At 60.7% G+C, this 10,867-nt stretch carries 12 protein-coding genes and 1 pseudogene; 4 read left to right on the top strand and 9 right to left on the bottom strand.

What is annotated here, in order from left to right; all coding sequences use genetic code 11:
* Positions 1-25 precede the first annotated feature (25 nt).
* On the bottom strand, positions 26-460 hold the full coding sequence (locus AC1D1M_RS29090; RefSeq protein ID WP_477778349.1) for a multidrug/biocide efflux PACE transporter: 435 nt from the start codon (positions 458-460) through the stop codon (positions 26-28).
* 90 nt (positions 461-550) lie between these two features.
* On the opposite strand from AC1D1M_RS29090, the pseudogene AC1D1M_RS29085 reads away from it, so the two are divergent.
* Positions 551-1,336, top strand: a pseudogene (locus AC1D1M_RS29085) (LysR family transcriptional regulator); the annotation flags it as partial.
* Between the two features lie 57 nt (positions 1,337-1,393).
* Here the strand turns inward: AC1D1M_RS29085 and AC1D1M_RS29080 are convergent.
* The 3 genes from AC1D1M_RS29080 to AC1D1M_RS29070 form a co-directional block, all read right to left on the bottom strand.
* A complete protein-coding gene (locus AC1D1M_RS29080) occupies positions 1,394-2,629 on the bottom strand; it encodes an RNA polymerase sigma factor (protein ID WP_477778348.1) in 1,236 nt (411 codons plus the stop codon).
* A gap of 1 nt (position 2,630) precedes the next feature.
* The gene (locus AC1D1M_RS29075) at positions 2,631-2,975 is read right to left on the bottom strand and encodes a YciI family protein (protein WP_477778347.1); all 345 of its coding nucleotides are present in this window, start codon (positions 2,973-2,975) and stop codon (positions 2,631-2,633) included.
* 66 nt (positions 2,976-3,041) lie between these two features.
* Entirely contained in the window at positions 3,042-3,467 is a 426-nt protein-coding gene (locus tag AC1D1M_RS29070; RefSeq protein WP_477778346.1) for a YybH family protein, read from the bottom strand.
* A gap of 142 nt (positions 3,468-3,609) precedes the next feature.
* Between AC1D1M_RS29070 and AC1D1M_RS29065 the strand changes: the two genes are divergently transcribed.
* Positions 3,610-4,095: a GNAT family N-acetyltransferase gene (locus AC1D1M_RS29065; RefSeq protein ID WP_477778345.1), complete on the top strand. Its 486-nt coding sequence runs from the start codon at positions 3,610-3,612 to the stop codon at positions 4,093-4,095.
* Between the two features lie 48 nt (positions 4,096-4,143).
* On the opposite strand, the gene AC1D1M_RS29060 is transcribed toward AC1D1M_RS29065, so the two are convergent.
* The 3 genes from AC1D1M_RS29060 to AC1D1M_RS29050 form a co-directional block, all read right to left on the bottom strand.
* Entirely contained in the window at positions 4,144-4,632 is a 489-nt protein-coding gene (locus tag AC1D1M_RS29060) for a GNAT family N-acetyltransferase (RefSeq protein WP_477778344.1), read from the bottom strand.
* 98 nt (positions 4,633-4,730) lie between these two features.
* On the bottom strand, positions 4,731-5,216 hold the full coding sequence (locus AC1D1M_RS29055; RefSeq protein WP_477778343.1) for a GyrI-like domain-containing protein: 486 nt from the start codon (positions 5,214-5,216) through the stop codon (positions 4,731-4,733).
* Positions 5,217-5,282: 66 nt separating this feature from the next.
* Positions 5,283-5,945, bottom strand: a complete 663-nt coding sequence (locus AC1D1M_RS29050) for a LysE family translocator (protein ID WP_477778342.1) — start codon at positions 5,943-5,945, stop codon at positions 5,283-5,285.
* A gap of 139 nt (positions 5,946-6,084) precedes the next feature.
* Here AC1D1M_RS29050 and alaC point away from each other — a divergent pair, with 139 nt between their 5' ends.
* Positions 6,085-7,302, top strand: a complete 1,218-nt coding sequence (gene alaC, locus AC1D1M_RS29045) for an alanine transaminase (RefSeq protein WP_477778341.1) — start codon at positions 6,085-6,087, stop codon at positions 7,300-7,302.
* A 179-nt stretch (positions 7,303-7,481) separates the two neighbouring features.
* Here alaC and AC1D1M_RS29040 read toward each other — a convergent pair whose 3' ends face one another.
* The gene (locus AC1D1M_RS29040) at positions 7,482-8,834 is read right to left on the bottom strand and encodes a GntP family permease (RefSeq protein ID WP_095944529.1); all 1,353 of its coding nucleotides are present in this window, start codon (positions 8,832-8,834) and stop codon (positions 7,482-7,484) included.
* 81 nt (positions 8,835-8,915) lie between these two features.
* Positions 8,916-9,449 (bottom strand): gluconokinase, encoded by a 534-nt coding sequence (locus AC1D1M_RS29035; RefSeq protein ID WP_477778340.1) that lies wholly within the window; start codon positions 9,447-9,449, stop codon positions 8,916-8,918.
* A gap of 215 nt (positions 9,450-9,664) precedes the next feature.
* Here AC1D1M_RS29035 and gntR point away from each other — a divergent pair, with 215 nt between their 5' ends.
* Entirely contained in the window at positions 9,665-10,696 is a 1,032-nt protein-coding gene (gene gntR / locus AC1D1M_RS29030) for an HTH-type transcriptional regulator GntR (protein WP_477778339.1), read from the top strand.
* Positions 10,697-10,867: the final 171 nt, after the last annotated feature.

Here is a 10,867-nt window from a genome sequence, read left to right as displayed (position 1 = left end):
TGCTCCCTCGCCGCAAAAACGGTACTCAGCAAGCCTCGCGAGTCACCAACACCCGCTCCCGAACCACGTCATACACCCAGTGGTAAACGTAGGTGTACGGCAGGAAGAACAGCAACACACCGATATCCAGCAGGAACGCCTGCCACAGGCTGACATTCAGCCACCAGGCGATCAGCGGCACGCCGAGGGCGACCAGTCCGCCTTCGAACGACAGCGCATGCACCACGCGGACCCAGGCGTTGTGCGTGATGGCGAGGCGCTTGAGCAGCCGATCGAACAGACCGTTGAAGACCACGTTCCAGGCCAGGGCCAGGCCGGCGATGAGGACGGTGACCATGCCCATTTCCAGCATCGGTTTCTTCATGATCCAGGCCAGCAACGGGGTACAGATCAGGATGGCCAGCAGTTCGAAACCGATGGCTTGAAAAATACGTTCAGTAATGGACTTGTTGGCGCTCATGGCCGAACTCCCTTGAATGACTGTGGTTGCCATGATCAGTCATCACACCGATACTTCATAATCAATAACCATCGATCAAGGCGATAGTTCATGGCTTCTCACGAAGTGCTGCTGGCGTTTGTCGAAGCGGCAACCCAAGGCTCGTTTTCTGCGGCGGCGCGCAAGCTGGGCCGCAGTCAATCGACCATCAGCGCGGCGGTGGCCAGCCTGGAAATCGATCTCAATCTGACGCTGTTCGACCGCAGCAGCCGCAAGCCCGGACTGACCCCGGCCGGGCACGTCATGCTGCAACGGGCCGAAGACATCCTTGCCGCCACCAGTCGCCTGGAAATGACCGCCAGCCAACTGTCCCAAGGGGTGGAAGCGAAGCTGACGGTGGCGCTGTCCGATACCTATCAGTCGGACCGCTTCGAAGCCGCCCTCAGTGCCTTCGAGCAGCGATATCCGGACCTGGAGCTCGAATGCCTGATCGCCGAGTGCGATGACTTGGTGTCCCTGGTGCAAAGCGGCCGGGCACAGATTGCCTTCGCCGAAATGCAGGACAACTACCCGCCAGACCTGGTCAGTTCGACGGTGGACGAGCGCACGGAAATCGCCTTGTTCGTGTCCCCGGCACACCCGTTGGCAACGTTGGACTACGTCGACCGGGACGTACTGCAGCAGCACCGCGAACTGCGTCTGGCCACCATCATCAATCCCTACGAGAGTCGGGCGAAGGGCCGCGTCTGGTCAGCACCGAGTTATTTGATGCTGCTGGAAATGGCTCAGGGCGGATTCGGCTGGGCGCCGTTGCCCCGTTGGCTGGTCGAGCGGTTCGGGCCTGGCACCTTGCAGGAGCTGGTGGTGCGCGGCTGGCCGAAAACGGTGTGTATCGAGTACACCATCAATCCCTGTGGGAGCGAGCTTGCTCGCGATGAGGCCAGACCGGCCGCATCAATCCAGTGCCCTGAGCCGCTCTTCGATAAACCGCCGCTCCGGCTCTTGCCGGGTCAACGCCAGCGCCCGTTCCCACGCCGCCCGCGCCTCTTGCTTGCGGCCCAGTTGCCGACAAAACTCTGCCCGCGCCGAATACGCCAGGTGGTAGTCGAGCAGTTCTCCCCGTTCCAGAATGGCGTCAACCAGCGTCAGCCCCGCCAACGGTCCATCCCGTTGCGAAATCGCCGCCGCCCGATTCAACTCGATCACCGGCGACGGCACCGCCCGCAGCAGGACGTCATACAGACCGACAATCTGCGGCCAATCGGTTTCCCCCGCCGTCGGGGCTTCGGCGTGCACCGCCGCGATCGCCGCTTGCAGGCAATAGGGTCCGAATCGCCCCATGGTCAGCGCCTGTTCGATCAGTGCGCAGCCTTCAGTGATCAACCCGGCGTCCCACAGCGAACGGTCCTGCTCGTCCAGCACAATCAGCTCGCCGCTCGCGGAAGTCCTGGCCGGGCGTCGCGACTCGTGCAGCAGCATCAACGCCAGCAAGCCCATCACCTCTGGCTCCGGCAGCAGTTCCACCAGCAACCGGCCGAGACGGATCGCTTCGCGGGTCAAATCCTCGCGGATCAGTTCGGCCCCGATGGACGCCGAGTACCCCTCGTTGAACACCAGGTAAATCACCCGCAACACACTGTCCAGACGCTCAGGCAACTCAGCCAGCATCGGCACTTGATAGGGGATTTTCGCATCACGGATCTTCGCCTTGGCGCGCACGATGCGCTGAGCGATGGTGGCCGGGGCCGAGAGGAAGGCCCGGGCGATTTCTTCCGTGGTCAGGTCACAGACTTCCCGCAGCGTCAGCGGCACTTGCGCGTCCGCCGCCAGGGCCGGGTGGCAGCAAGTGAAGATCAGCCGCAGGCGATCGTCTTCCACGTCTTCATCACTCCAGTCTGCCTGTTCCAGCTCCTGCAGTTGCGCGATCAGCAAGGGCTGCGACGCGGCAAAGCGTGCGCGTCGACGCAAGGCATCGATGGCCTTGAAGCGCCCGGTGGACACCAGCCAGGCCCGCGGATTGTCCGGCACGCCGTCACGCTGCCAGCGTTCGACCGCGATGAAAAACGCCTCGTGCAAGGCTTCTTCGGCGAGGTCGAAATCCCCCAGCAAGCGAATCAGGGTCGCAAGAATCCGCCGCGAGTCTTCGCGATAGACCCGCTCGACCTGCGCCTGAACCGGCAGCCCCGGCATCTTAAGGATTCAACTGCCGAACGGGGCGCACTTCGACACTGCCGACCCGGGCCGCCGGAATGTTGCCGGCGACCTGAATGGCCTCGTTGAGGTCCCTGGCATCGATCAGGTAGAAGCCGGCCAATTGCTCCTTGGTTTCAGCGAATGGACCATCGGTGATCGACATCTTGCCGTTGCGCATGCGCACGGTGGTGGCGGTCTGCACCGACTCCAATGCTTCGGCGGCGACCATCCGGCCACTGCCCTGGATCGACTCGGCATAGGCCATGCATTCCGAGTCGTGCGGGCTTTCCGGCAGCGAGTGCAACAGGTGCTCGTCGCTGTAGACCAGGCATAAATACTTCATCACGCTCTCCTTATCGAACGATCAACTATGGTCGCTGATTGGCATTCTGGCTCGGCTTCCCGACGATCAGGGTTTGAGATCAAACAGCGTCGCGCCGCTGGTCATGTCGAACGGTGCCGACCAATGTTCGTGGACGATCTGCCACAGCCCGGCATCTTGCCGATAGCAGGCGGTGACGCGCATCCAGCAGGACTGGGTTTCGCCCTTGTCGTTGGTGCCACCGCAATTTGCCAGCCAGTGAGCGAACGCAATTTCCTGGGACGGCTCGATGGTGATTTCGTGGAATTCGAAGATGTGCGGGCCGGGGCACATTTCCATGCAGGCCTGCCAATGCGCGCGGTAGGCCGGCTTGCCCTTGAATTGCAGGGCCTTGACCGCGTCGAAGGAGACGATGTCATCGGCATAAAGGGCCATGACTTTTTCAATGTCCTTGGCCATGACCGCCTGACGATAGTTCTCGATGAGGTTCTGGATCTGGGTTTGCGAGTTCATGGTGGTTCTCCGTGGTTTTTATAGTGAAGACACCCTTAGTCGTCCGGCGATCCGGCGAATCGACAAGTGAAATAAAAATAATCCATGGCGCCAGACTCGCTAGAATCCGAGGCTCATTTTCAGTTGGAAACAGGACACTCCAGTGACAGCCCGACTCGTGCCCTATGAAAGCCTGAACACGCTGCAGCGCCAACAGGTCGAGGCCATCGAAGTACATTCGGAGCAAATCAGGTTCTCGGGTGACATCCACGGCGCATTGCACACGTTGTTGTCCAAGCCCGGACCCGGCGTCAAGGGATTTGCCCTGCTGGCCGAGGATGTGCCCGTCGCGTTCCTGCTGCTCAAGCGCCCGCCGGTGTTGCCGGCCTGGGCCGATGAACACAGCGCCACGCTGCATGCCCTGCAAGTCGATCAACGCGTCCAGGGCAAGGGCTACGGCAAGGCCTGCCTGCAAGCGCTGCCCGAGGCGGCACGCCTGGCCTGGCCGGAAATCAGGGGGCTGGAGCTGTCGGTGGATGCCGACAACGAGGCCGCCATCGCCCTGTACGCCAGGTTTGGCTTTGTCGACAGCGGCGAGGCGTACAAGGGGCGGATCGGTTATGAGCGGCGGATGGGGTTGGTGTTCTGAACTCGGCCCCCACCAACACCACAAAACTACTCTGGGATCTGCGTCGGATCAGAGTTCGAGCACCATCTCATGCCACGCCATGCCGCCATGGTCGGACGCCGAAGGCTTGACGTAGGCGAAACCGAACCCGGCATACAACGGAATATGCCGCTCCTTGCACATCAGGTTGATGCTGACCTTGCCCATCGCACGCATGCGCTCGATGAACTCGCCCATCAGCCGTTTGGCCAGGCCTTGCCCCTGATAATCCGGATGCACCACCACCGACATGATCACCACGTGCGGCCCGGCCGGGTCGTGGCCGATCAGTTCCTTGAACGCCTCGTCCGACATTTCCACCTGGAACGCCGCACCGGAGTTGATGAAACCGGCGACGATCCCGTCCACTTCAGCAACGATAAAACCCTCGGGCCAGGTGGTGATGCGAGTGGCGATTTTCTCGCGGGTCGCGGCTTCGTCACCTTCGTAGGCAACGGTTTCGATGGCAAAGCAGCGGTCCAGATCGGCGGGGGTGACGTTGCGGATGACGGTGTTCATGGCAGCTCGGAATCGGCATGGGGAAGGCTGGGGATGATAAATCAGCCGCCGTGGGACATCGAGAGACGAATCGGCTGATCCGCCTCTCGACACATATCTCACGCTTTGATCGGAATCCAGATCTCCAGCTTGCCGGTGTTGAGCTTGGGGTTGAAGTCTTCGCTGTAGCGTTCCAGCTCCGGCGCATCCAGCACCTCATGCCCCGATTGCGGCTGCCAGGTGCCGAAGATGTACTGAAACAGTTGCGGCAAAGTATCCAGCGGCCCTTTGTGCTCAAACACCGCGTACAGCTGAGGCTGAACCTCTACCCAACGGTATTGTTCCGGCAAGTCGTCGAGTTTGCTGATCTCGACACCAGCGATGTAATCGAAGCCACCCTTGCCGTCGAAATTGCAGCAGACGCCGTAGGTGACTTCGCCTTTTTGGCCCGGAATGTTCCCAATGTGGGGCTCGAGTTTTTCCCAGAGTTCGGGAATACCCTGGGTGGTTTGCTGGGTGAATTGTCCGCCCAGCCCTGCAATCAGCAGGAAGTGCCCGTGTTCGAAGCGCGGTTGCGTCGGTTCGACGCGTGCTAACTCATCCATGACTCGACTCCTGACGCATAAAATGGGTTCGGCTGGGAGTATAGAAGCCAAACCCGATTCGCCCAATTACAGTGCGTGCAGCTGCTCGACGGCCGCGGCAGCGACGAACTCGTTATAGCCAGATAGGATCACGTAGACCGCGAAATAACAGAAGATCGCCGCCGATGCCATATAGGAATAACGCAGCAATTTGTCGCCCAGCAACTTGCCGCCATGGCTCGCGGCGAAGCACAAGCCTGCCGACCAGAGCAGCCCGGCACACAGGAAACCGCTGAGAAACAGCGCCGAACTGAGCGGGCCACCGCCACCGGAACGGGCGATCAGGGTGCCGCCAACTGCCGCGAACCAGAGAATGGCGCTGGGCGAAGACATGGCGAGAAAGATCCCGCGCAAGAACTCCTTGCGGTGGGAGTTGTTCCCGACCTCTGCCGTCTCGGCCAGCAGCGCCTCGTGGTGAATCGCCGAATAGATCATCTTCGCCGCGAAGTACACCAGCAGCGCCGAGCCACCGATCCACAATACCCAACGCACGGTTTCGTATTGCAGCAACACGGTCATGCCCGCCAGTGCCAGTACCGCGTAGATCAGGTCGCCGACACAGGTCCCCAGCCCCAGGGCAAAGCCCTGGAAATAGCCGCGCTGCATGGCCAGGGTGATCATCGCGATGTTGGCCACGCCGATATCCAGGCACAGCGAGAGGCTCAGCAAGAAGCCGCTGGTAAATTCCATCGAACCCTATCCTTCGGACAAATTTGTTTACATTGAGGCTGGACAGTCTGCCACAGCTGCCCGTACATTCCGCCACAGGTCACCGCAGTGACCAGCGTCGCTCGGACGGTTCCGGGCGCTTACGTTATCCGAGGCAACAATGGCCGAACAAGGTTCGCCGCGCCGCTTTGCGCGCATAGATCGACTCCCCCCTTACGTTTTCAACATCACCGCCGAGCTGAAGATGGCCGCCCGTCGTCGTGGCGAAGACATCATCGACTTGAGCATGGGCAACCCCGACGGCGCTACGCCGCCGCACATCGTCGAAAAACTTGTGCAGGTCGCTCAGCGTGAAGACACCCACGGTTACTCCACCTCCAAGGGCATTCCGCGCCTGCGTCGGGCGATTTCCAACTGGTACAAGGACCGCTACGAGGTCGACATCGACCCGGAAAGCGAAGCCATCGTCACCATCGGTTCAAAGGAAGGCCTGGCGCACTTGATGCTGGCGACCCTGGATCAGGGCGACACCGTACTGGTGCCGAACCCGAGCTACCCGATCCACATCTACGGCGCGGTGATTGCCGGCGCCCAGGTGCGCTCGGTGCCGCTGGTGCCGGGCGTGGATTTCTTCGCGGAACTGGAGCGGGCCATTCGTGGCTCGATCCCCAAGCCGAAGATGATGATCCTCGGCTTCCCGTCCAACCCTACCGCGCAGTGTGTGGAGCTGGATTTCTTCGAGCGCGTCATCGCCCTCGCCAAGCAGTACGACGTGCTGGTGGTGCACGACCTGGCCTACGCCGACATCGTCTACGACGGCTGGAAAGCCCCGTCGATCATGCAAGTGCCGGGGGCCAAGGACATTGCGGTGGAGTTTTTCACCCTGTCCAAGAGCTACAACATGGCCGGCTGGCGCATTGGCTTCATGGTCGGCAACCCGGAACTGGTCAACGCCCTGGCGCGAATCAAGAGCTACCACGACTACGGCACCTTCACCCCGCTGCAGGTAGCGGCCATCGCTGCGCTTGAAGGCGACCAGCAATGCGTGCGCGACATCGCCGAGCAGTATCGGCAGCGACGTAACGTGCTGGTCAAGGGCCTGCATGAACTGGGCTGGATGGTGGAAAACCCGAAAGCGTCGATGTACGTCTGGGCCAAAATTCCCGAGGCTTATGCGCACCTGGGTTCACTGGAGTTCGCCAAGAAGCTGCTGTCCGAGGCCAAGGTGTGTGTCTCGCCGGGCGTCGGGTTTGGCGAGTACGGCGATGATCACGTGCGCTTCGCCCTGATCGAAAACCAGGACCGGATTCGTCAGGCCGTACGCGGGATTCGCGGGATGTTCCGGGCGGATGGGTTGGCACCGAAAACCAACGCCTGACCCATATCCCCTGTGGGAGCGAGCTTGCTCGCGATAGCGGTGTTTCAGTCGCCATCATTATTGACTAATACGACGCCATCGCGAGCAAGCTCGCTCCCACAGGGTCTTGTATCCGTCCTTGAAATCGATCACCCACAAAAAAACCGCATCGCTGCGGTTTTTTGTGTCTGTCGAATCGCTTAGACGAACAGCGACAACAACAGAATAAAGCCCAGGCCAACCACGGAGAGGATGGTTTCCATCGCAGTCCAGGTCTTGAAGGTTTCAGCCACGGTCATGTTGAAGTACTGCTTGACCAGCCAGAAACCGGCGTCGTTGACGTGGGACAGGATCAGGGAACCTGCACCGGTGGCCAGCACCAGCAGCTCACGGTTCACACCCGGAATCATCCCCACCACCGGCACTACGATACCGGCGCCGGTAATGGTCGCCACGGTCGCCGAACCGGTGGCGATACGAATCACCGCCGCCACCAGCCAGGCCAGCAGGATCGGCGAGATCTGTGCAGCCACCGCCATGTGACCGATCACATCACCTACACCGCTGGTTACCAGCATCTGCTTGAAGCCGCCACCGGCACCGATGATCAGGATGATCGCGGCGGTCGGCGCGAGGCTCGCATCCAGCCATTTGAGCATCTGTTGCGAACCGATGCCCTGCTTGTAGCCGAAGGTGTACAGCGACAGCAGCAACGCCAGCAGGAGGGCCGAGATCGGGTGACCGATCAGGTCCATGAAAGTGCGGAAGAAGTTGCCGTCCGGCAGCACCACATCGGCAAAGGTCTTGAGCAACATCAGGAACACGGGCGACAGCACAGTGATCAGGGTAATGCCGAAGCTAGGCAGATCGCCTGCATTCTCATCGCGCACCAGTTGATCCACCAGTTCCTGATTCGGATGACCAGGAATGTGCTTGGCAATGAACGTACCGAAGATCGGGCCGGCAATAATGGCCGTCGGCAGTGCAACGATCAGGCCGTAAAGGATGGTTTTACCGATGTCGGCACCGAACACGCCGATGGCCAGCAACGGACCCGGGTGCGGCGGCACCAGACCGTGCACGGCGGACAGACCGGCCAGCAGCGGGATACCGATCTTGATGATCGACACGCCGGTGCGCCGGGCGACGATGAACACCAGCGGGATCAGCAGCACGAAGCCGATCTCGAAGAACAGCGGAATACCGACCAGAAACGCAGCGAACATCATCGCCCACTGCACCTTGTCCTTGCCGAAGGCGCGGATCAACGTCTGCGCAATCTGATCTGCACCGCCCGATTCGGCCATCATTTTGCCGAGCATGGTGCCCAGCGCCAGGATGATGCCGACAAAGCCAAGCACGCCACCGAAGCCGTCCTGGAACGCCTTGATGATGGTGCCGATCGGCATGCCGGAGGTGAGCCCGAGGAAAGCGGCGGCAATGATCAGGGCAATGAACGGGTGGAACTTGAACTTGGTGATCAGGACGATAAGCCCGATCACCGTGACCACTGCATCGAGCAGCAGGAACGTCTCGTGGGACATGCCAAACATTGGGGGTGTCTCCTGGTTGTTGTTGTTATTAAAGCGGGTTGATCAGAAGTCGTGAGGACAGCGCTGTCTTTGCAAACACAGTCATACCGCCTGCTTCAGGCCGTGCGCCTGCCACCAGACATGAGCCTGTGCCGCCAGTTGCTCAACGTTATAGGTCGAAGCATCCAGCGCCAGGGTCAACGACTCGCCGACGGGCGATTCGAGGGTGGCGAACTGGCTTTCGATCAACGTGGCCGGCATGAAGTGACCAGGTCGATGGGAAACGCGCTCGGCAGCGACTTCGGGGGTCAACTCAAGGAACACGAAGCCCAGGCCCGGCAAGGCACTGCGCAGACGTTCGCGATAGATGTGCTTGAGAGCCGAACAGGTCAGCACCGGGCGCTGGCCCTTGGCGTCGACACGGCGCAGTTCATCGCACAGGCTGTCGAGCCAGCCGGCGCGGTCTTCATCGTTCAGGGGGATCCCCGCGCTCATCTTTTCGATATTGGCGGCAGGGTGAAAAGAGTCGCCTTCAATGGCCGTGGCGCCGCTCAAATGGCACAGGGCCTCGCTGACGCACGTCTTGCCGCAACCGGCAACGCCCATGATGACCAGGGCGGTGATGGGATGATTCATGTAACACCTCAGCGCGCAGACAGCGCTACCTTTGCCAGTTATGACACTAGACCAAAAGCAGAAGTTGCCGACGCCTTTCTTGTCATTTTATGGGTTGCAGCAGGTTAGGTCCCAACACCAAAAAGCAAGGATCAGGCGAACCCTCGCTCACGCATTTGCAGCTGCATCGAGACAGCGCTACCTTAGTGCCTTGAATTTTGTTTGGCAAGCCGTCGATGAACACAACCAAGAACGATAAAAATACCCGCACCACTGGCCGCCCTACCCTGAACGAAGTTGCCCGACTGGCCGGCGTCAGCCCGATCACCGCCTCCCGCGCCTTGCGGGGCGTCAGCACCGTGGCCACTGAACTTGTGGAAAAGGTGCAGAAAGCGGCGCTGGAACTCAATTATGTGGTCAACCCTGCCGCCCGTGCCCTGGCCTCGGCCCAGAGCCATTCGGTGGTGGTATTGGTGCCGTCGCTGTCGAACCTTTTGTTCATCGACACCCTGGAAGCCATTCATCAGATTTTGCGCCCCAAGGGCTTCGAAGTGCTGATCGGCAACTTCCACTATTCGCGCGATGAAGAAGAAAACCTGCTGCGCAATTACATGGCCTATCAACCGCGCGGCTTGTTGCTGACGGGTTTCGACCGCACCGAAAGTTCGCGGCGGATGATCGAAGCCAGCAACATTCCCTGTGTTTACATGATGGAACTGGACAGCGCCGCCGGGCTCAATTGCGTCGGCTTCTCGCAACTGGCCGCCGGCGAAACGGCGGCCGAACACTTGCTGTCTCGCGGCCGCAAGCGTCTGGCCTACATCGGCGCGCAACTCGACCAGCGCACCTTGCTGCGTGGCGAAGGTTTCCGCAAAGCGCTGCAAAAGGCCGGCCTGTATGACCCGGCGCTGGAAGTGCTGACGCCCCGCCCGTCTTCGGTCGGCCTGGGCGGCGAATTGTTCTTGCAGATGATCGCCAGCCACCCGAATGTCGATGCGATCTTCTTCGGCAACGACGACCTGGCCCAGGGCGCGCTGCTCGAAGCGATGCGACACGGGATCAAGATCCCCGAGCAAGTGGCGATCCTCGGCTTCAACGACCTGCCCATGTCCGAACACATGGTCCCGCGCCTGAGCAGCATCAACACCCCACGCGAAGCCATCGGCCGCCGCGCGGCGGAGCAGATGCTGACGCTGATGGCCGGCAATACCGTGGCCAGACCGGTGCAGGACATGGGGTTTGAGTTGAAGGTGCGGGAGAGTACATAAGCACCCACATCAATTTAGTCAGGCAAGTGACATTGTGGCGAGGGGGCTTGCCCCCGTTCGGCTGCGGAGCAGTCGTAATCCGGTTCACGGGATTTAACTGTATGACCGCAGTGTCTGTTTTGTGGTCGCTTCGCAACCCAACGGGGGCAAGCCCCCTCGCCACAGGGAAAG

Source organism: Pseudomonas sp. P1_F7, assembly GCF_056405655.1.
Note: the sequence above shows the minus strand (reverse complement) of the source record. Positions and strands in the feature narration are given on the sequence as shown.